Source organism: Streptomyces sp. NPDC003379, assembly GCF_053589195.1.
In genome coordinates this window covers 29686-49841 of sequence record NZ_JBSFRK010000045.1, presented here as the reverse complement: position 1 = coordinate 49841, position 20156 = coordinate 29686, and the positions used below count along the sequence as shown (strand labels likewise).

Annotated in this window: 15 protein-coding genes and 3 pseudogenes; 11 read left to right on the top strand and 7 right to left on the bottom strand. The window is 69.5% G+C overall.

Annotated features, from left to right (window positions below):
- Positions 1 to 31 precede the first annotated feature (31 nt).
- On the top strand, positions 32 to 1240 hold the full coding sequence (locus ACWDVB_RS32455) for a metallophosphoesterase (protein WP_451519922.1): 1209 nt from the start codon (positions 32 to 34) through the stop codon (positions 1238 to 1240).
- 27 nt (positions 1241 to 1267) lie between these two features.
- On the opposite strand, the gene ACWDVB_RS32450 is transcribed toward ACWDVB_RS32455, so the two are convergent.
- Positions 1268 to 2317 carry a glucose 1-dehydrogenase gene (locus ACWDVB_RS32450; protein ID WP_451519921.1) on the bottom strand — a complete coding sequence of 350 codons (1050 nt, stop codon included), beginning with the start codon at positions 2315 to 2317 and terminating at the stop codon, positions 1268 to 1270.
- A gap of 148 nt (positions 2318 to 2465) precedes the next feature.
- Between ACWDVB_RS32450 and ACWDVB_RS32445 the strand changes: the two genes are divergently transcribed.
- Together ACWDVB_RS32445 and ku are read left to right on the top strand one after the other, a co-directional pair.
- Entirely contained in the window at positions 2466 to 3341 is an 876-nt protein-coding gene (locus tag ACWDVB_RS32445; RefSeq protein ID WP_451519920.1) for a hypothetical protein, read from the top strand.
- Positions 3342 to 3414: 73 nt separating this feature from the next.
- A complete protein-coding gene (gene ku, locus ACWDVB_RS32440) occupies positions 3415 to 4365 on the top strand; it encodes a non-homologous end joining protein Ku (protein ID WP_451519919.1) in 951 nt (316 codons plus the stop codon).
- Between the two features lie 99 nt (positions 4366 to 4464).
- Here ku and ACWDVB_RS32435 read toward each other — a convergent pair whose 3' ends face one another.
- From ACWDVB_RS32435 to ACWDVB_RS32425, 3 genes are all read right to left on the bottom strand, one after another.
- Entirely contained in the window at positions 4465 to 4791 is a 327-nt protein-coding gene (locus ACWDVB_RS32435) for a plasmid stabilization protein (protein WP_451516376.1), read from the bottom strand.
- Positions 4792 to 4878: 87 nt separating this feature from the next.
- The gene (locus tag ACWDVB_RS32430; RefSeq protein ID WP_451516375.1) at positions 4879 to 5892 is read right to left on the bottom strand and encodes an SDR family NAD(P)-dependent oxidoreductase; all 1014 of its coding nucleotides are present in this window, start codon (positions 5890 to 5892) and stop codon (positions 4879 to 4881) included.
- 62 nt (positions 5893 to 5954) lie between these two features.
- Entirely contained in the window at positions 5955 to 7151 is a 1197-nt protein-coding gene (locus ACWDVB_RS32425; RefSeq protein WP_451516374.1) for an alcohol dehydrogenase catalytic domain-containing protein, read from the bottom strand.
- A 374-nt stretch (positions 7152 to 7525) separates the two neighbouring features.
- Here ACWDVB_RS32425 and ACWDVB_RS32420 point away from each other — a divergent pair, with 374 nt between their 5' ends.
- Both ACWDVB_RS32420 and ACWDVB_RS32415 read left to right on the top strand, forming a co-directional pair.
- Positions 7526 to 7918 (top strand): DUF2243 domain-containing protein, encoded by a 393-nt coding sequence (locus ACWDVB_RS32420; protein ID WP_451516383.1) that lies wholly within the window; start codon positions 7526 to 7528, stop codon positions 7916 to 7918.
- Complete coding sequence (locus tag ACWDVB_RS32415) at positions 7915 to 8733, top strand: cytochrome c oxidase assembly protein (RefSeq protein ID WP_451516373.1); 819 nt, start codon at positions 7915 to 7917, stop codon at positions 8731 to 8733. The genes ACWDVB_RS32420 and ACWDVB_RS32415 overlap by 4 nt, the downstream gene beginning before the upstream one ends.
- Here the strand turns inward: ACWDVB_RS32415 and ACWDVB_RS32410 are convergent.
- Positions 8721 to 9263: a hypothetical protein gene (locus ACWDVB_RS32410; RefSeq protein ID WP_451516372.1), complete on the bottom strand. Its 543-nt coding sequence runs from the start codon at positions 9261 to 9263 to the stop codon at positions 8721 to 8723. The genes ACWDVB_RS32415 and ACWDVB_RS32410 overlap by 13 nt on opposite strands.
- Positions 9264 to 9395: 132 nt before the next feature.
- On the opposite strand from ACWDVB_RS32410, the gene ACWDVB_RS32405 reads away from it, so the two are divergent.
- On the top strand, positions 9396 to 10109 hold the full coding sequence (locus tag ACWDVB_RS32405) for a phosphodiesterase (protein ID WP_451516371.1): 714 nt from the start codon (positions 9396 to 9398) through the stop codon (positions 10107 to 10109).
- 92 nt (positions 10110 to 10201) lie between these two features.
- On the opposite strand, the gene ACWDVB_RS32400 is transcribed toward ACWDVB_RS32405, so the two are convergent.
- On the bottom strand, positions 10202 to 10324 hold the full coding sequence (locus ACWDVB_RS32400) for a hypothetical protein (RefSeq protein ID WP_451516370.1): 123 nt from the start codon (positions 10322 to 10324) through the stop codon (positions 10202 to 10204).
- A gap of 68 nt (positions 10325 to 10392) precedes the next feature.
- Between ACWDVB_RS32400 and ACWDVB_RS32395 the strand changes: the two are divergent.
- A pseudogene (locus ACWDVB_RS32395) lies at positions 10393 to 10897 on the top strand (MerR family transcriptional regulator); the annotation flags it as partial.
- A 234-nt stretch (positions 10898 to 11131) separates the two neighbouring features.
- On the opposite strand, the gene ACWDVB_RS32390 reads toward ACWDVB_RS32395, so the two are convergent.
- A complete protein-coding gene (locus ACWDVB_RS32390) occupies positions 11132 to 11608 on the bottom strand; it encodes a hypothetical protein (RefSeq protein ID WP_451516369.1) in 477 nt (158 codons plus the stop codon).
- Positions 11609 to 11643: 35 nt separating this feature from the next.
- Here ACWDVB_RS32390 and ACWDVB_RS32385 point away from each other — a divergent pair.
- From ACWDVB_RS32385 to ACWDVB_RS32370, 4 genes and pseudogenes are all read left to right on the top strand, one after another.
- Positions 11644 to 12413 (top strand): annotated as a pseudogene (locus tag ACWDVB_RS32385) (transposase).
- A gap of 1341 nt (positions 12414 to 13754) precedes the next feature.
- Positions 13755 to 19202, top strand: coding sequence for an SDR family NAD(P)-dependent oxidoreductase (locus ACWDVB_RS32380; RefSeq protein ID WP_451516368.1), 5448 nt, complete (start codon positions 13755 to 13757; stop codon positions 19200 to 19202).
- A gap of 60 nt (positions 19203 to 19262) precedes the next feature.
- Positions 19263 to 19805: pseudogene (locus tag ACWDVB_RS32375) on the top strand (3-hydroxyacyl-CoA dehydrogenase family protein); the annotation flags it as partial.
- Positions 19788 to 20117 carry a 3-hydroxyacyl-CoA dehydrogenase family protein gene (locus ACWDVB_RS32370; protein ID WP_451516382.1) on the top strand — a complete coding sequence of 110 codons (330 nt, stop codon included), beginning with the start codon at positions 19788 to 19790 and terminating at the stop codon, positions 20115 to 20117. The pseudogene ACWDVB_RS32375 and the gene ACWDVB_RS32370, both read left to right, overlap by 18 nt.
- Positions 20118 to 20156: the final 39 nt, after the last annotated feature.

Sequence of the window (20156 nt, the reverse complement as noted above, 5' to 3'; positions counted from 1 at the left end):
CCCTCACGCCCTTCCGTGAGAGAAACCCCCCATGTGTGACGACGAGTTGATACCGCCGAGCGCGGACATGACGGAGGAACAGTGGCTGCGGGCGGACCCGGCCCTCGCCGAAGGGCCGGTGGGGGAGCGGGTCCGGGCCATGCGGGCGCCCCGGCGGCGGACCGTGCTCGGCGGTGTGGTGGCGGGGGCCGCGGCGCTGACGGTCCTGCCGGGCGGAACGCAGCCCTCCACGGCCGCCGCCCGCACCGGGAAGTTCCCGCTGCCGACCGGTCCTGGCCGCTCGGGGGAGTACGCGGTACTCCTCACCGGCGACGCCGGTACCGGCGAGGAGGCGCAGCACGCGGTGGCCGCCGCGGCACGTGAGGTCTGCCGCGCCGAAGGGGTCGGCCTCGCGGTCGGTCTGGGCGACAACATCTACGAGAACGGTCCCGAGTCCGACCACGACTCGGAGTTCCGCACCAAGTTCGAGGGCCCCAACTCCGGGGTGGACATCCCGTGGTTGATGGTCCTCGGCAACCACGACTGCTCCGGTCTGATCCCGGGCAGCGGCGGCGACCCCTCGCGCGGCGACCGCGAGGTCTCGTACGCCAAGGGCTCACCCCGCTGGTACATGCCGAGCCGCTACTACAACGTGTCCCTGCCCTCGGCGGGCGCCGGTGATCCGCTGGTGGAGTTCTTCGCCATCGACACCAACCCCGTCTCCTCGTACGTCGCCCAGCTCGACCCGCACTACCGGTGGAACGGCCCCTACATGCGGGCGCAGCGGAGCTGGCTGGACGGCGCCCTCAAGGCGTCGCGGGCACGCTGGAAGATCGTCCTCGGCCACCACCCGTACCTGAACAACGGCAAGCACGGCAGCGCCGGTTCGTACGACGGTTTCGAGATCGGCCACTACACCAGCGGCATCCACCTCAAGGAGCTGTACGAGGAGGTGGTGTGCGGGCGGGCCGACCTGATCCTGTCCGGGCACGACCACACGCTGCAGATCCTGGAGCCCACCACCCGCACCGGCGGCACCCGGCAGATCGTGTGCGGAGCCGCCGCCAAGGCCGGTGACGGCGAGGCCCACTTCGACCACCCCGCCACCTGGCAGAACTTCTCCGACCACGGCTTCATGGTCCTGAGGGTCTCCGAGCGGGCGATGACTGTCGACGCGTACACGGTCGACGTCGCCACGCGCACGGCCCGCCTCGCCCACCGCACCCGGGCGGCGGTCCGAGCGAGCCCCGGTCGACAGTGAGGGCGTCGACAGTGATGGCGTCGGCTCTCAGTCGAGGGTGATGGCGACCTTGATGTCGTCGTCCTGCGCGGTGAACGCCTCCGCGGCGCGCTCCAGGGGTACGCGCCTGGTGACCATCCGTTCCAGCCAGGCGCGGTCCGCCTTGGCGAGCGCGTCGGCTCCCTGGTGGTAGTGGCGGAGGTTGGCGTTGACGGAGCCGACGACCACGTCGTTCTCCAGGACCAGTTCGCGGTTGATCGAGCCGGCGTCCACCGACAGCTGCCGTCCCGCGGGTGACACGCCGGTGAGGCACACGATGCCGTACGTCGCGGTGCCCGCCATCGCCTCGAAGACCAGGGGGCCCGCGCCGGTGGCCTCGATCACCACGTCGGGGCGGATCGCGGAGGTCACCTGGGCGATGTCCTCGCTGTGGTACGTCGCTCCGAGGTCGGTGACCAGATCCGGTTTGGGGCCCTTGGTGACCCGGTCGAGCACGTGTACGTCGAGGCCGCGCTGTACGCCGAGCAGCGCCGCCAGCAGACCGATCGGCCCCGCCCCGGTGACCAGCGCCCGCCGCGGCTGGAACCAGGCCCGGCCGCCGACCCGCTCCACCTGCTCCCACGCCTTGGCGACCACGGTGGTCGGCTCCAACAGCACCCCGACCGTCTCCAGAGCGGGATCCAGCCTGACCGCGTAGTCGCTCTCCACGGTCCAGGCCTGGCTGGCATAGCCGGGGCGTTCCTTGATGCCGCGCTCGGTGTAGCGGCCGTTGCGGCACATGTCGAACTCGCCGCGCGCACAGGCGCCGCACGGCTGCGGGTCCGGGCGGCGCACCACCCCGACCACCAGGTCTCCCGCCGCGAACCCGCTGTCCGGCGGTGCCTCGCGCACCCGGCCCAGCGACTCATGGCCGAGGACCAACCGGTCCTCGCCGGGCGGCGCCCACCCGTAATCGCCCGCGACGATCTCCTTGTCGGTGCCGCACACCCCGACCGCCAGCCCGTCCACCAGCAGCTCGCCGTCGCCGGGGACCGGCTCCGGCACGTCGCGCACGTCCAGGGAATCGGCGGTCGAAGGACGGACGGTCACGGCACGCATAGGCATCTCCCTGTCGATTCCCTGTCGATGTATTCCTACTGCTGGGTGCCCGTCTTCCGCCGGTTCAATCACCACATAAGCACCCAGTAGGACAAAATAGACATGACATCCGGGAGAGAGCCCAGGGAGAGGACGAAAGAGGGCGCCCGTGGACCTGGAGAGCGTCGCCGACGAGCTGTACGGGCTGCGGCCGGAAGAGTTCACCGCCGCCCGGGACCAGCGCGCGGCACAGGCCCGGGAGGCCGGTGACCGCCCCCTGGCCGAGGAGATCAGGGCCCTGCGCCGCCCGAGCCTGGCGGCCTGGGCCAGCAATCTCCTCGTACGTGAGCAGCCCGATGAAGTGAAGCCGCTCGTCCAACTGGGTGAAGGGCTGCGCCAGGCCCACCGCGGCCTGGACGGTGAGCGGCTGCGCGAGCTGTCCCGTCAGCAGCACGCCCTGATCAACGCCCTGGCCAGGCAGGCCAAGCAGCTCGCCGGCGAGGCCGGTCACCCGATCAGTGAGGACGCCCAGCGCGAGGTCGAACAGACCCTGCACGCGGTCCTCGCCGACGACAAGGCCGCCCAGGCGTGGGCGGCGGGGCGGCTGACCAAGTCGCTCGACGCCACCACGGACTTCTCCGTCGCCGCCGCCGAGACCGCCCCGCAGCGCCAGACTGCCGCCCCACGGGCCCCGGCGAAGACGCCGCGCCGCGAGCGGGACACGGCGGCCGAGGAGCGGCGGCGCCAGAAGCTGTCACGGGCCCGCCGGGACGCCGAGGAGGCCGAGCGTCAACTGCGGGAACGCCAAGAGGAGTTGGCGGCGGCCGACCGGGAGGCGGAGGAGGCCGCACAGCTGACGGAAGAGCTCCGCGGGCGCCTCGAAGAACTCGCGCGGGAACGCGAGAGCACCAAGGAGCGGCACCGGCGGGCCCGTACCGCGGAGCACGAGGCGCGGGACCGGGCGCGCGCGGCCGACCGCGCGGTGCGCGACGCCACCGGCCGGGCCGAGGCCGCCACCGCGCTGGTCGACCGGCTGACCGGGTGACCGCGTGACCGACTGACGGGCTGACCGGCGAAGAAGACCATGACCACCGTGGCACCAAAGGAGGCGATGGGTGATGGCGAGAGCAATCTGGAGCGGCGTGCTGACCTTCGGTCTGGTCACGGTTCCCGTCGGCCTCTTCACGGCCACCGAGGACCACACCGTGCACTTCCACCAGCTCGAACGGGGCACCGGCGACCGCATCCGCTACAAGCGGATCAACGAACGCACCGGCAAGGAGGTCGACAGCGGCGACATCGTCAAGGGCTACGACCTCGGAGAAGGCGAGTACGTCGTCGTCGAGCCCGAAGAACTGGACGCCATCGCCCCGGGCAAGTCGAAGGTGGTCGACATGGCGGGCTTTGTCGACCTCGACGACATCGAGCCCGTCTACTTCGACCGGACCTATTACGTCGGGCCGCGAGGGAAGGAGTACGTGAAGGTGTACGAGCTGCTGCGCGCCGCCCTGGAACGGTCGAACAAGGCGGGCATCGCCACCTTCACCATGCGCGGCAAGCAGTACCTCACCGCGCTGCGCGCGCAGGAGAACGTCCTCGTCATGCACACCATGCGCTGGGCCGACGAGGTGCGTGACCCCGTCCGCGAACTGGACGTCCTGCCCGGCCGGCGCCCCAAGGTCGCGGACCGCGAGCTGAAGACCGCCCAGCAGCTGATCGAGGCCCTCAGCGTCGACTGGAACCCCGAGGACTACCGCGACACGTTCGAGGAGCGCGTCAAGGAACTCGTCGAGGCCAAACGCGAGGGCAAGGAAGTCGTCAGCGAGGCGGGCCCGCCGGAGGCGACCAACGTCATCGACCTCATGTCGGCGCTGAAGAAGAGCGTCGAGCGAAACCGTTCGAGGGAAGGCGCTTCGTCGCCCACCAAACCCACAAAGCCCACCAATCTCACCGAGCTGAGTAGGAGTGATCTCTACCAGCGCGCGACCGACGCGAAGATCCCCGGCCGCTCGAAGATGAACCGCGACCAGCTCATCGAAGCACTCGACAAGCGGAACGCCGCGGCCTGAGAGGACGCGGAACGAGGGCCCGGCCCCGGTCGGATCAGAAGGGTGTGCCCGCAGCGGTGAAACCCGCCGCGGGCACACCCTTCCGGCGCGGGCGCCTTCTCAGTGCCCGAGCGCCTTCTTCAGCTGCTCCTTGCTCATCGAGGAACGGCCGTCGACGTTCTTCTTCTTGGCCTCCTCGTAGAGCTGGTCCTTCGTGGGGCCCTGGGCGCCGCTGTGCGAGCGCTCCCCGCCGCGCTGCGACGCGGACTTCGGGTCCTTCGTGGACGTCTTGCTCGCCGTCTTGGACTCACCGGAGCGGGCCCGCTCCTTGTTGACCGTGCGGGCGGCCATCTCCTTGGCCCGGCCCTTGGAGGCGCCGCGGTCCTCGGCGCTGTCCTTGATGTGTTCGTACTGACGCTCACGCTTGTTGCTGGATCCAGCCGGCATGATGACCTCGCTTCCTTTCGGGCGTCGTATTGCCCGGTCGTATTGCCCGGTTTTGACCCCTTTGTACCCGGGTGGGTGCCGGACTACTCACACCCCACGGGTGCCTTGGTTCCGCTCGTTGTAGGCGTCGGCGGCCCGCTCGTTCAGCGCGCTTCCGGCCCGCTGGACGGTGCCGGCCACCGGCCCCCGCGGCGGGTCGATGTCCTTGCCCTCGCGCAGCCCGCGACGGCGGGCGGGCGCGTCGGGCATGAACCGCGCGGCGACACCGCTCAGCCGTGTGGTCGTCGCCGGGGCGATCCCGTGCGCCAGATCGGCGGCGCGCGCCGCCGGGGTGAGCACGAGGCGGACGCGGCGCCGGACGGTGGCCCGCACGATCCGCTCGGCGGCGCGCCGCGCGTTCATGGACACCAGCGGGGTGCCCGCCAGCGTGGAGAACCACCCGTACTCCTGGCTCTGCGCGCCGTCGAACATGGCGTGCACATGGGACCCTGTGCGCATCAGGCCGGGATAGACGGCCGTCACGCTCACGTCGCTTCCCGCCGTCTCGGCCCGCAGCCCTTCCGCGAGGACCCCGACCGCGGACTTGGCACACGAGTAGGGCAGCAAGTGTGGAACGCCGAGGAGTCCGCCGACGGAGGAGATCAGCGCCAGCCGGCCGCCACCGGGGCTGTTCCTGAGGTAGGGGAGGGCTTCCAGCGCCGTGTGCAGGGCGCCGTAGAAGATCGACCGCATCGCGTCGTCGAACTCCTTCGCCCGCAACGTCTCCAACGGGGCGACCTGGATGATGCCGGCGTTCGCGATGGTGAGGTCGACGCCGCCGCACGCCTCATTCGTGGCGGCGAAGAGATCGTGCACGTCCGCTTGCTCGCGTACGTCACAGATCGCCGTACGCACCCTCGCCCGCGGCCTGCGGTGGAGCAGCATGGCGCGGGCCCGGTCGAGCTCATCGCCGTCGCGCGCGGCGAGCGTGACGGCGCAGCCGCGGGCGGCCAGACGGTCGGCCATCAGGAGACCCAGGCCTCTCGACCCGCCCGCCACGACGGCCGAGCGCCCGCTGAGATCGTCGGCGCCCCGACGGGGGGCGGCTGATGCCTCGCGCACTACGGACTCCTCAGTAGTCGGCTGCTCGGTCAGGACCGGAACGCGATCCGATCCCGGTCGGATCACAGTCCCGGTCGGAGCAGCGTCTTGATCATTCCGTCTTCCTTCGCCTGGAACGTCTCGTACGCGTTGGGGCCTTCCTCCAGTGAAAGGTGGTGGGTCGCGAAACCGTCGACGCCGAGCGGGTCGTCGTCGGTGAGCAGCGGCAGGATGTCGTCGACCCAGCGCTTGACGTTGGCCTGGCCCATGCGCAGCTGGATCTGTTTGTCGAACATCTTCAGGAGCGGCAGCGGATCGGCGGCCCCGCCGTAGACACCGGAGAGCGAGACCGTGCCGCCCCTGCGGACGATGTCGATCGCCGCGTACAGCGCGCCGAGGCGGTCGACGCCGACCCGCTCCATGACCTTCGCGCCGACGGCGTCGGGCAGCATCCCCACGCCCCACTGCGCCGCCTTGACCAGCGGCGCGCCCGCGCCGTGGGCCTCCATACCGACGGCGTCGATGACGGCGTCCGTGCCGCGCCCCTGGGTCAGTTCGCGTACCGCGTCGCCGATGTCCTTGCCGTGACGGCGCAGATCAAGCGCCTTCACACCGTCCAGGGACGCCCGGCTCAGCCGCTCGGGAACCAGGTCGACGCCCACCACCAGGCTCGCCCCGCGGTGCAGGGCGATCCGGGCGGACATCAGGCCGATCGGCCCGAGGCCGAGCACGGTCACGGTGCCGCCGGGAGGGATCGCGGCGTACTCCACGGCCTGCCACGCGGTCGGCAGGACGTCGGAGAGATACACGAACCGGTCGTCCGGTGGGCCCTCGGGGACCTTGATGGGAAGAGTGTTGCCGAAGGGTACGCGCAGCAGTTCCGCCTGCCCGCCGGGCACCTGCCCGTACAGCTTGGTGTAGCCGAACAGTGAGCCGCCCGTGCCCTGTTCGCGGTTCTGTGTCGTCTCGCACTGGGAGTGCAGTCCGGTGTCGCACATGAAGCAGTCGCCGCACGAGACGTTGAACGGCACGACGACCCGGTCACCGACCGCCAGCTCCGTCACGCCGGAGCCGACCTCCTCGACGATGCCCATGGGCTCGTGGCCCAGGATGTCGCCGGCGTCCAGAAAGGGGCCCAGCACCTCGTACAGGTGCAGGTCCGAACCGCAGATGCCCGTAGAGGTCACGCGGACGACAATGTCGGTCGGTTCCTTCAGCACGGGGTCCGGTACGGTCTCGACCCGCACGTCGCGCCTGCCGTGCCACGTCAGTGCCCGCATGACTTCTCTCCTCGTGGCAGCTGTTGCCGGTAGCTCTCCGGGGTGTTCAGTGGCTCGGCGCGCGGGTTCCCCGGGCGGACGGCGTCATGCGGAATCGACCGTGACGCGGCGCGCACCTCGTCCTCCAGCAAACGCACCGCGGCGGGGGGCTGCCAACAGCAGCGCGGCGTTCGGGGGACTCGGGGGTGCCCGCACCGCGTCGCGGGGTAGTCGATGAACGTCAGCCGACCCGGTGAGAAAGGCGGACGCCGACCGTGAGGACCCGGAACCGTGACCAGTGGGCGGACCCAGGACGTGCCGGACGTGCCGGACGTGCCGGACGTGCCGACCCTCGTCGGTCGCTGCTCGCGTGCGCGCTGATCGGCGCCGCGGTGATGGCGGCCGTGGACGAGATCGTCTTCCATCAGATCCTGCACTGGCATCACTTCTACGACCGCTCCACCTCCGGCGCAGGCCTGGTGTCGGACGGCCTGCTGCACACCGCCGAACTGCTGGCGATGGTCGCCGGTTTCTTCCTCTTCGCGGACCTGCGGCGCCGCCGCGCCCTGTCGCCCGCGCACGCCCGGGGCGGCTTCTTCCTCGGTCTCGGGGCCTTCCAGCTCTTCGACGGGGTCGTCGACCACAAGCTGCTGCGCCTGCACCAGATCCGCTACGGCGTCGACGTGACGCCCTACGACTGGGCCTGGAACCTCGCGGGCCTCGTTCTGCTGCTCGTCGGCCTGTGGCTGACCGTCCGCGCCACCCGGCACGGCCGACGCCCGTCGTGACGACCGGACCTCCGCCGACCGGCACCGCGACCGCTGCCCTCGCGTGTGTCGCGCTCTGCGCCGCGTATCTGCTGGCCACAGCCCGTCTCAGGCGCCGTGGCGACGCGTGGCCGTGGGGACGGGACTGCGCCTTCGCCGCCGGGAGCGCGGCCCTGGTCTGGGGACTGTGCGGATGGCTGCCGGGCGGCCCGTTCACCGCTCACTCGGCCCGTCACCTGCTCATCGCCATGGCCGCGCCCGTCCTGCTCGTCCTCGGCCGCCCGCTCACTCTGACGCTGCGCGTCCTTCCGCCCGGCCCCGTCCGGCGAGGACTGCTGGGCGTGGCGCACTCGCGGTTCGCGGGATGGCTGCTGTTTCCGCTCGTCGCCGCGGTGATCGACATCGGTGGCCTGTTCGTGCTGTACCGGACGGACCTCCTGTCCGTCACCCACCACCACCCCATGCTGAGCGGCTTCGTCGAACTGCACCTGCTGGCCGCCGGGCTGCTCTTCGCCTTCGCCGTCTGCCGACTCGACCCCGTCCGCCACCGGTGCGGCCTGCCGCTGCGCGCGGTGGCCCTGCTCGCCGCGGGCACGGCCCACGCGGTCCTCGCCAAGAGCCTCTACGCCGTCGGCCCGCCCGGCACCGACTTCGGCGCGAGCGACCTGCGGCTCGGCGCGCAGGTCATGTATTACGGCGGGGACGTGGTCGAGTGCGCGATCGCGTTGGTCCTCGCTGTCCAGTGGTACGCGGCCACGGGCCGCCGCACCCGCCGCCGCGCCGGTAGGCCGGCCGGAGGCCGAGAGCCCGCGCCGCTGCCCCGTTACAGCGCTTGACGCCCTTGAGCGCTGCCGCGCGGCAGCGGCCCCACGTCCGCGTGACGGCCAGGGCGCATCGCGGCGTGACGCTGTCCGGGGCCGGAGCCCGAACGTGCGGCCAGAGCGTCGGCGACCGCGCCCGTGGCGAAGGCGTACACCGTCTTGTGGAGCAGGTCGATCACGAGTTCGCGGCGGGGCCAGGTCGCGGGCGGGGCGCCGACGCCGGTGGCGTTCTCCAGGATCTGGTCGTTGGTGAGCCGGACGACGGCGAACTGCGCCGAGGACCACGACCCGCGCAGCCCCGCGTGCGCCATCACCGACCGCAGCACGCCGAGCACGGCCCCCTGCCCCACGTGCATGGCCAGATTCACGACCACGGGCTGGCGGCCCGGGTACTCCCGCATACCGATCAGCCGTTCCAGAGTGCGTGCGGGTACGTGGGAATCAGGGCGACCCGTCAGGCGTTGCTCCGCCTTCTCGCCCAGCGTCATGACGGCCACTCCGGCCGTACCGGCGACCAGGCCCTGCCATAGTGCGCGCTTCATCATGCTCCACCAGTACCGCGGACCTTCCGTGCGCACACCTTCCTCAGGGCGTCTCGAAACTCACCTCACCGGGCGACGCCGACGGTCGCGTGCCAGGGTGGAGACAGCCCAGCCCCGACTCGTGAGGTGCCCCGCGTGATCTTGGACCTGGACGCGGCCGCTCAGCGCATCGCCGGCCGGGTGGCCCGGCGCCGCTCGGCACCCGCGCTGCACCCGCACGGAGTGCTCTGCTCCGGGACGCTCGACGTGCCCGGCACCACCGACGGCAAGTGGGCCGTGCCGTGGCTGGACCGCCCCGGCTCCTACGACGTCACCGTGCGCTGGTCCCGTGCGCTCGGCCTACCGGGGCGGCTGCCGGACGGCCTGGGCCTGGCCGTCCGCGTCACCGACCCGGACGGCCCCGGCACGGCCCTGGACCTGCTCTTCACATCCAGTGGTTCCGGCCGCCTCGGCCGCCACCTGCCGCTCCCGCGACGCCGGGCACTGGCGGGACCGTACTCCGCCCTGCTGTCCTACCGCGTGGGTGACCGCCCCCGGGTGCTGGCGGCCTTCCCCGTCCCCGCCACGGCAGGCCCGACGGGGAACTCGCTGCCGACGCTGCGGCAGACGGTGGCCCGCCGTCCCGTCCACTTCGACCTCCGGGCAGCCGCCGCCGACGAACCCTGGCGCACCTTCGCCACCCTCACCCTCGAAGCGGCCCATGACACCGCTGCCCGCGACACGGTGTCCTACGACCCCTACGCCCGCAGCCTGCCCCGACTCCACCCGACGGCACGCTTCCGCGGTCTCCGCACCGCCGCGTACGCCGGTTCCCGCCACGGCCGGACGACGGGAAGCGGACCGCTGTAGACGCGGAACAGCACGTACGTACGACCCGCGACGCACCTCTTCACTCACGGGCGCGGGATGTTTTTTCCGCAGATTGGCGCGGGCCAGGTGGATCATGCGTCCGGCCCCGCCGGTGAGGGCGGTGAGGGCGGTGAGGGCGCGGACAGGGCGAAGCCGCTGATCTGCTTGGCGGTGGTCTCGGGCGGGATGGCGGGCGCGCCGGGGTCGGTGACCACATCGACCAGGGCGGGGCCGCCGTCGTGCGGCAGCGGTTCCTGTCGGCGTTTGCCAGGCCAAAACGTGGATCGGGGCCAACGGCCACCGTTACTGCGAGGAGCGCCAACTGCTGCGGCTGCAGCAGGCTCTCGTGCTGCGGGCGCTGGGCCTGGGCCTGAGCCTGGAAGACATGATGAGCATCAGCCGACCGGAGAACCTGTTCGAGGGCATCCGGTCTGCCCAGTGCATGAAGGCCCTGCACGGTTTCCCGGAGCTGGCCGGGGCCATCGAGCGGCACACCTCGGCGTTGAGCGAGGCCGAGAGGGAAGCCGACGAGCGCGAGCGCACGGCGCGGATGATCCGGCTGGCCGAGCTGCTGTCCGCCGGCCCGTCCACGGACGCCGAGGCGGTGCAGGTCGAGATCGACGCCCAGTACCGGACGCTGGCCCGGATCCGGGCAGCCACCGCCGAGGAGTTCCGTGCGATCGGGCGTTGCTGCGTGGAGTAACGAGCACTGGCGCGCGGTGTACGAGTCGATCGCGCCGGGCCTGGCCGCATACCAGCGGGCCGCCATCCGGGGCGCCGCCGTCACGGGGGTGCGGCGGCCCTTCCTTACGTTGATGTCGCCCGTTCGTGAGGGGTGGCCCGGTGGCGACGAACAGCATTCGGTCAGCATGAGTCCTGAAAACCTGGGGAGAGCGGGAGAGCTGACTGGACATGCGACTCGTTGTAAAGTAGGGGAACTGCACTTGACCTGCGGAAATGCAGGCAGGGAGCCTAAGCGTTGTCCCGTAAAAGATCTTCGTGGGGCGGTGGGCGGTGGTGCGCTACCCCATGACCGCACGAGCCGCGTCGAGAAACGCCAGCCGGTTGTCCTCCAGGTAGTCCCGCACGCTCTCGCCCTCGGATAAGCCTTCCCACACGGTTCGGTTGAGGTCGAGGAAGTACGCACGTGCCGCGTCGTGCACAGGCAGGGGGAACTGGATGCGGATGAGCCGTTCCACGACCCACAGCCTGTTCATTACATCCTGGGTCGTCAGGTACCAGTCGTCGGTGTCGTCCCACTCGGAAGGTCGGCTGAACGCGGAGCGTTCTGCCTCGGCCCCCACCTCGATGAACCGCTCCAGCAGCGCCAGCCGTTCTGCGCGCCGGGCCTCCGACAGGGAGATCTGCTGCCGTTGCTGTTCAGCACGTTCCGCCGAAAGCTGAGTTCTGTGCTGGACGAGGTAGGACAACGAGCCACCGAGGACGACGCCGCCCAATGATATGAGGGACACCCAGACCTGACCTGACATGGCTGTCATCGTCCCATGCCGTCGATCTTTGGAACGATCTCTCTGTGGCTGGTGTGATCACGGCGTCCGAGCCGTCCTGGATAGCCCCGTTCACCGGGCTGAACCCGCGTCAGTTCGGCAAGCTGATCACCGCGCTGCGACGCGAGGGGGCGGATCCGGTCCGCAAGGGCCGACCGTGGAGCCTGTCGCTCGAGGACCGGGTGCTGCTGGTGGCCGCTTATTGGCGCACGAACTTGACTTTGCGCCAGCTCGCCCCGCTCTTCGGCGTCTCGAAGTCATCCGCGGACCGGATCATCGACGACCTCGGCCCACGTCTCGCACTCCAACCCCGTAAGCGGTTCCGCAAGGACACCATTCTGATCGTGGATGGCACCCTGGTCCCCACCCGAGACCACACGGTCGCCGAGCAGTCGAAGAATTACCGCTACTCGACCAACCACCAGGTCGTCATCGACGCTGACACCCGACTCGTCGTCGTGGTCGGTCGGCCCCTGCCCGGCAACCGCAACGACTGCAAGGCATGGGAACTGTCCGGAGCCAAGGCGGCCGTCGGCAAGACCACGGTGATCGCCGACGGTGGCTATCGGGGCACCGGCCTGGTCATTCGCACCGCCGCGAACGAGGCCAGAGCGAACTGCCGGCCTGGAAAGAAGAACACAATGCCTCCCATCGCCAGGTCCGAGCCCGCGTCGAGCACGTCTTCGCCCGGATGAAGAGCTGGAAGATCCTTCGCGACTGCCGCCTGAAGGGCGATGGCGTCCATCAAGCCATGCTCGGCATCGCCCGCCTCCACAACCTCGCCCTCGGCGGATAACCGAATACCCGCCGTCGGCCGACCATGCCCTCAACACACCGGCGATCATTTACGGGACAACGCTTTACGAGGCAGATTTTCCACTACGGCGCCGGACACCTTTACCAGCACCACCACGAAGGCATGGAAGAGCAGTTCGGCGCGCTGGGGCCTGGTCCTCCATGTGCTGTGCAACACCCGCTACATGCACCCCGGGCTCACCCAGCTCCGCGCCAGGCTTCAACGTCCGCGAGGAGGGTTTCGGTGGCTCTATACGAGGGCTCGGCGAGGTACGTATTCTCCGCGGGGACGGCACTTCCTTCCTGTGCCTGACGGCGGGTTCTCGGTGCCGACGGACGCCGTGACTGAACGCTCGTCGGATCGCGGTGAGTGCAACACCCCCCTGATGCCTTGCGGTCCGGCAACGGCCGTATGCCTGAGTGCTGAGTGCCGGCCACTGCCCAAAATGGACATGCCCACAAAGGAAGAGATGCAGTCATTGGTGGCCGGATCGTGGCCCCTGGCTCGATCGATCGTGTAGCTCAGCGTGCCGCGGCCATGGAATCCCTTTGGTGATGGACCTGATGGCTCCCCTGCCAGGCTATTTGCGTCAAATCTGCACCGAGTCATCGAGATGCATTAAACGGAATACCGTCATCCGGGTGGATGATTTGTGGCTGATTTTTTCTGTGTTGGCTGGAATATCCTTACGTGAGTTGACGAAATTCGGACAGTCGCGATCCGTCAAGATAGCTCTTGACAGAGATCCTTTGGGGGGGTCAGGATGCTCGAACCTCGAAGAAGGGGAGGGAGGGACCGATATGACCACCAAGAGCACCAACGGGAAGTCGCCGATGCTTCAGCAGCTGCTTGTTGCCAAGCGTGCTGACGCGTAGGCGTCAAGGTTGAGAAAGAAGTGGTTCGGGCGGGGAATCCATCTTCTGTATGCGCCAACCGCCCGAACCACTATTCAGTTGCGAGTGATGGGGTCGAGCTCTTGATTGATGCGCAGCTGGCTTGCGTGCTGATGAGGAAACCGTAATAGGTATCTCCATTTGGCTTGATCGGGAGATTTCACTCCCTGCGTTGCTGCGGGTCCCTCCCAATTTCTCTTGGTGATGGTCGGCCTGCTTCAGGCATCGAATCCAGCGTCCGGGCCTGGCTTATTTGTTCGGGTGGGGTATTTTTTGACGGCTGGAGTTCTCTTTGTCGTGCATGTGGCACTCTGCTACCTGATTTTACCGGTCGGTAGATCCGGGCATGTGGTGTACGGGGTTGCGCATCGCCGCTTGGTGCCTCGCTCTCGAGGTAAATGACTCGGGGAAAATGAAATGGACATCGCAGGACTTTGGGGTGAAAGGCATGAGCGAGGCGACCGGGGCCGACCGCGATGAGTCCGCCACGCCGGAAGGTGTCGCGATCATCGGGATGGCCGGGCGCTTCCCGGGCGCCCGTGACCTGGCCGAGTTCTGGGAGAACCTGCGCAACGGCGTCGAGTCGGTCGTCCGGTACGGCGACGACGACCTCATCGCCGCCGGAGTGAGCCCCGACGTGTTCCAGCAGCCCCACTACGTGCGGTCCGGGCCGTCGTTCGAGGGTATGGACCTCTTCGACGCGGAGTTCTTCGGCTGTACGGCCCGCGAGGCCAAGATCATGGACCCACAACATCGGCTCTTCCTCGAAACCGCGTGGGCGGCGCTGGAAGACGCCGGGTACGACCCTGCCGCGTACGACGGCACCGTCGGCGTCTTCGGAGGAGCCGGCAGCAGCGCCTACATCGGCAACGTCCTCAGCAACATGGACGCAGGCGAGGCCATCCGTGGCGAGAACGTGGGCCTCGGCAACGAACTGGCGTTCCTCACCATGCGCGTGTCGTACAAGCTCGACCTCAAGGGCCCCAGCTACCCTGTGCAGACCGCCTGTTCGAGCTCGCTCGTCGCCCTTCACACGGCGTGCCAGAGCCTCCTCAATTATGAATGCGACATGGCTCTGTCGGGGGGCGTTTCGTACAAGGTCCCGGAGAAGACCGGCTACGCCTATCAGGAGGGTGGATTCCTCTCCCCGGACGGCCGCGTGCGCCCGTTCGACGCCGAGGCCCGCGGAACGGTCTTCGGCAACGGTGTCGGCACGGTCGTCCTCAAGCGGCTGGCGGACGCGGTCGCCGACGGCGATACCGTGTACGCGGTGATCAAGGGCACCGCTGTCAACAACGACGGGGCAGTGAAGGCGAGTTTCAGTGCCCCCAGCAGCAACGGCCAAGCCGCCGTGATCACTGAGGCGCTGGTGATGGCCGGCGTCGAGCCGTCGTCCGTGGACTATGTAGAGGCGCACGGCAGCGGAACCCTCATCGGCGACTCCATCGAGGTCCAGGCGCTGTCCCGGGTCTTCACCGGCGAGCCCGGTGCTTGGCGTCTCGGCTCGGTCAAGTCCAACGTGGGTCACCTGGACGCAGCCGCCGGCATGGCCGGTCTGCTGAAGACCGTGCTCGCCCTCCACCACGAGCAGCTCCCGCCATCCCTGAACTTCACAGAGGGCAACAAGGACATCGACTTCGCCCACGGGCCGTTCCAGGTGCATACCGAACTCACCCCGTGGCCGCGCACGCAGCAGTGCCGCCGCGCGGGCGTCAGCGCCTTCGGGTTCGGAGGGACCAATGCCCACGTCGTTCTCGAAGAAGCCCCCACCGCCCCTGAGCCCGCCGCGAGCAGTCACGGATCGCAGCTTCTCGTCCTCTCGGCCCGCTCGGCCGAAGCCCTCGACCAGGCGTCGGACCGGCTCGCGGCGTTCCTGCGTCGCGAACGCCCCGTGTTGGCGGACGCCGCCTTCACCCTGGCGCGCGGGAGGCGGGCCTTCGCACACCGGCGCATCGTGTGCGGCCCCGACACCGACGCGGTGGCCGACGCACTGGCGTCCCGTGACCCCGCCAGGGTGACGACCGGCCACGTGTCCCAGGAGTCGCCGCACGTCGCGCTGTTGTTCAGCGGACAGGGAGCCCAGTACCCCGGCATGGCCCGCGAACTGTACGAGAGCGAGCCGACCTTCCGGTACGCCGTGGACACCTGTGCCCAGATCCTTGAGCCCCTGATGGGCGGCAAGGACATACGGAAGGTGCTGCTCGCGGACGGCGGAACGGACGCGGCGCTGCTCGCGGAGACGCGCTGGGCCCAACCCTGCCTGTTCAGCGTCGAGTATGCGGTGGCCGAGCTCTGGCGCTCCTGGGGCGTGCGGCCCTCCTACCTGCTCGGGCACTCGGTCGGCGAGTGGGCCGCGGCCTGCGTGTCAGGCGTGTTCGGCCTGGCGGACGCCCTGCGGCTGGTGGCCCTGAGGGGCGAGCTGATGCAGGGATGTGCCGAGGGGGCCATGCTCGGCGTGATCGCCGAACGTGCCGAAGTCGAAGGGGAACTGCCCCCAGGGGTATCGCTCGCCGCGCACAACGGCCCCCGTGACTGCGTGGTCTCCGGCTCCGTCGACGCGGTCGAGAAGTTCGCGGTGAGGGCCGAGGAACGCGGCTGGGTCACCCGGCCGCTGGAGGTCACCCGTGCCTTCCACTCCGAGCTGATGGGCCCGGTCGTCGAGGAGTTCACGGCGGCCGTGGCCGCAGCGGAGTGCCATGACCCCGCCATCCCGTTCGTGTCGAACGTGACCGGTGACTGGATCACCCCGGACGAGGCGCGCGACCCGGCGTACTGGGGACGCCAGATCCTCCACCCCGTGGAATTCGCTTCGGGTGTACGGGAGTTGGCCGCACGCGGCGCCACCGTGCTCCTGGAGGCGGGCCCCGGACAGACACTCGCCGGGCTTGCCCGCAGGACCCTGGAGGCGGCCGGGGCGCAGAACGTCACCGTCACCGCCTCGCTGCCCCACCGCCGCGACCCGCGAGGCGCGGACGAGACCATGCGCAGAACACTCGGTCAGCTGTGGCTGCACGGGGTGGCGCCGGACTGGGCGGGCTACTTCGGGCCGGAGGAACGGCGCAGGATCAGTTTGCCCACGTACCCTTTCGCGCGCAGTCGGTACTGGCTGGAACCGGTCGTTCCCGGCGCGCCGCGCGAGCCGGGCCCGAACCCGCTGCTCGACCATGTGCTGCTGCGGTCCGCGGGGCAGTCGGTCTTCCTCACGGAACTGTCGCTCGAACGCCACTGGGTGCTCGCCGAGCACCGCATGCTCGGCGAGGCGGTCGTTCCCGGCACCACGTATCTGGAGATGTGCCGCGCCGCGGCCACCGATCATCTCGGCCGACCCGTCACAGAGATCGCCGACGTCGACTTCCTCGTACCGCTGCTGGTCAAGGAGGAGCAGCCCCGGACCGTGCACACCACCGTCCGGGAGACGTCCGACGACTGGGTGGAATTCACCGTGGCCAGTCATGACCCGGCCCGCGGCACCTGGGTCACGCACGTCCAGGGCAGGGCCGGGGCCGTGCAGCTCACCGCACCACCGAGCAGCGATCCCGACGCCCTGCGCGACCGGTGCCGGCTCGACACGGTGGATCTCGGCGTGGCCCAGGCCGAACACCACGTGATGGACTTCGGCCGCCGCTGGCAGGAGAGCCTGCGCACCATGCACGTCGGCGTGCGGGCCGCGCTCGGCCTGCTCGACATGCCGAAGGAGTATCACCAGGAGTGCCAGGACCATGTCCTGCACCCCGCGCTGCTCGACCTGGCCACTGGCTTCAGCGGATTCGCCGTCCACGAGACCGAGGACGACGTACGCGCCTACCGCGAGAGCGACGCCTTCTTTCTGCCCGTCGGCTACGACCTGCTGCGGGTGCACGCACCGCTGCCGCCAAGAGGGCTGAGCCTCATCGAGCCCCAACCGGACACCCGGCCGGGCGCGGAGGTGCGCAAGGTCGACGTCACCGTCCTGGACGAGGACGGGAACACCGCGCTGGAGATCCGCGGATTCACGGTCAAGCGGGTCCCCGATCCGCGGCGCACCGTCGCCCAGGCCGGCCTGCACTCCCGCCACCACACGCTGCGCTGGACCGAGGCCCCCACCGTCTCCGCCCGCCGCGCAGCTCCGGAGTCGGTGCTGCTCGTCGCCGAGCCGGGCGGCCTCGGCGACGCCCTGCACGCCGAGCTGTCTGCACAGGGCACCCAGGTGATCGTGGCGGAGCCGACCGGGCGGGCGAGCCTCACCGGTGCCGAGCCCTACCGGCTGCCCCCGACCCGGGAGGGGTACGAGCAGCTGATCGAGGCTCTTGCAGACCGGCTTCCCGGGGAAGTCGTCTTCGTCGGGGCGCCCGCCTCCGACGCCCAAGACGGTGTCGACCGGCTCCAGGACCATCTGCGCCGTGGAGTCGACAGCCTGTTCCACCTCGTCGGCGCCTTGGCGGCGCGCGACGCGGTCCCCGAACAGCTCACGGTGATCGCACCTGGAGCGGCGCGGGTCACGGGCGATGAGCCCGCCACGGCGCCGGTCCACGCGACCCTCTTCGGGCTCGCCAAGGTGGTCGCGCAGGAGAACCAGGGCACGCGGGTACTGTGCGTCGACACCGACGACGAGACCGAAACGGCGACTCTGCTCGCCGAGTTGCTCGGCCCCTGCTCACCCACGGCCGTGGCCTTCAGACGCGGCAGGCGCCATGTGACCGAACTGGCTCCCGTGCACCTTCAGGAGAGGTCCGGCCGGGGCGGTGACCGCCCCGAGGGCGTGTACCTCATCACCGGTGGCCTCGGCGGTCTCGGTCTCGCTGTCGCCCGGCACCTCGCCCTTTCGGTTCCGGGCATCGCGCTCGCTCTCGTCGGCCGTACCGTGCCGGGACCACGGGAGCGCTGGGACGAGGTCGCCGCCTCGGACGACAGGCGGGCCAAGCAGATCGCCGCACTGCGTGAACTGGAGTCCCAGGGCGCTCGGGTGAGCTGCTACCCCGCCGACGCGGCCGACGAGCAGGCCATGGCGGCCGTCGTCCGTGCCGTCCGCGCGAATCTGGGCCGGATCGGCTGTGTCATCCACGCCGCGGGCGTCGCGGGCGACGGCTTCCTCTTCCGCAAGGACGCCGAGACGTTCCGGCGCACCCTTGAGCCCAAGGTTCTCGGAGCCACGGTCCTTGACCTGGTGACAGCGGACGACCCACCGGACCTCATGCTCGCGTTCGGCTCCACCACCGCCGTGTTCGGGGCGGCCGGGCAGGGCGATTACACCGCCGCCAACGCCTATCTCGAACACTTCGCCGACCATCGCACGGCGTCCGGGCGGCGCACGGTGACGATCGACTGGACCGACTGGCTGGACACCGGCATGGCGTTCGACCACGGAGTGGTGAGGGACCAGGGGTTCTTCCGCTCGATCGGCGTGCCGGATGCGGTGAGCAGCTTCGACGAGATCATGCTCTCCCTGGACTCCGCGGGTTCCCCGGTGGTCGTGGGGGAGATCAATTACTCCCTGCTCGGTGCGCTGGCCCCCGGTGATCTGGCGGCACTGCTCGAAAGGGCCCCTCTCGTACTCGAGGGGTCCGTGCGCAGAAGGGTCGAGGACGTCGACGCTTCCCCCGGGCCGCAGCAGCCGACGGGCGCCCCGTCCACGGCGGTTGGGGCCGGCGACGGCGTCACTCTCTTCGGCCGGGACGACGGCGACTACACCGAGACCGAACGGCTGGTTGCCGGGGTGTGGGTGAAGGAGCTGGGCCTGACCGGACTGAGCATCCACGAAAGCCTGTTCGCGATGGGTGGCGACTCGCTGGTCGCGCTGCGCATGGCACAGATCATCCAGAAGGTCCTGGGCGTCCGTGTCTCCATGGTGGATCTGTTCCGCTACGTCAGCATCGCCGAGCTGGCGGCCCATCTCGACCGCAAAAGGACCAGCGGCTGAAACGGAAGAACCCAGTCGGCAGCCCTCCCTTGTCAGGTATCAGATTCCAGAGGCGGTAACCCCATGAGCATCCGTACGGTGGGTGTCATCGGCGCAGGCACCATCGGCCGAGGTGTGGCCCAGTCCATGGCGGAGTCGGGGCTCGACGTCATCCTGATCGACGTGTCCGAGCGACAACTCGCCGATGCAATGGCCCAGATCGAGCAGGACTTGCTGCTGCACGGCATATTCCGCAGCCGGCCCCTTCGGGACGACGCCCGGACCGTCCTGGGACGCATCACCGACACCACCGACCTGGCGAGCCTTCGCGCCGTGGACTTCGTGGTGGAGAACGTCACCGAGAACTGGGACATCAAGCGGGACGTCCACGAGAGGATCGACAAGATCTGCCGGGACGACGTGGTGTTCGCCGTGAACACGTCCGCGGTGCCGATCACCAGGGTGGGCTCCGTCACCGGCCGCCCCGACCGGGTCCTGGGTCTGCACTTCATGAATCCCGTACCCCTCATGGACACCGTCGAGGTGGTCCAGGGCCACTTCACGTCCGCCGAGACCCTGGACACCGCCCGGAAGCTGCTCGACGACCTGGGCAAGGAGGGCATCGTCGTCCAGGACGCCCCCGGGTTCGTCACCAACCGGGTGCTGATGCTGACGATCAACGAGGCGGTCTTCTGTGTTCAGGACCAGGTCGCCACAGCCGAGCAGGTCGACCTGATGTTCAAGGGCTGTTTCGGTCACAAGATGGGCCCTCTGGAAACGGGCGATCTCATCGGCCTCGACACGATCCTGAATTCGATCACCGTGTTGTACGAGAGCTTCAGGGACAGCAAGTACCGCCCCGCGCCGCTGCTCCAGAAGATGGTCGACGCCGGCCTGCTGGGCCGCAAGACGGGGCGCGGCTTCTACACGTACTGAAACGCCTCGCCACCATCCACCCCACAGCAGGAGGTTCGA

What these genes read in the sequence shown, in the direction of transcription:
- ku (WP_451519919.1), top strand. Translation starts at nt 3,415, where the DNA reads ATGGCGAGAGCAATCTGGAGCGGCGTGCTGACCTTCGGTCTGGTCACG.
- ACWDVB_RS32390 (WP_451516369.1), bottom strand. Translation starts at nt 11,608, where the DNA reads ATGACAGCCATGTCAGGTCAGGTCTGGGTGTCCCTCATATCATTGGGC.
- ACWDVB_RS32435 (WP_451516376.1), bottom strand. Translation starts at nt 4,791, where the DNA reads ATGCCGGCTGGATCCAGCAACAAGCGTGAGCGTCAGTACGAACACATC.
- ACWDVB_RS32450 (WP_451519921.1), bottom strand. Translation starts at nt 2,317, where the DNA reads ATGCGTGCCGTGACCGTCCGTCCTTCGACCGCCGATTCCCTGGACGTG.
- ACWDVB_RS32425 (WP_451516374.1), bottom strand. Translation starts at nt 7,151, where the DNA reads ATGCGGGCACTGACGTGGCACGGCAGGCGCGACGTGCGGGTCGAGACC.
- ACWDVB_RS32380 (WP_451516368.1), top strand. Translation starts at nt 13,755, where the DNA reads ATGAGCGAGGCGACCGGGGCCGACCGCGATGAGTCCGCCACGCCGGAA.
- ACWDVB_RS32410 (WP_451516372.1), bottom strand. Translation starts at nt 9,263, where the DNA reads ATGATGAAGCGCGCACTATGGCAGGGCCTGGTCGCCGGTACGGCCGGA.
- ACWDVB_RS32420 (WP_451516383.1), top strand. Translation starts at nt 7,526, where the DNA reads ATGGCGGCCGTGGACGAGATCGTCTTCCATCAGATCCTGCACTGGCAT.
- ACWDVB_RS32455 (WP_451519922.1), top strand. Translation starts at nt 32, where the DNA reads ATGTGTGACGACGAGTTGATACCGCCGAGCGCGGACATGACGGAGGAA.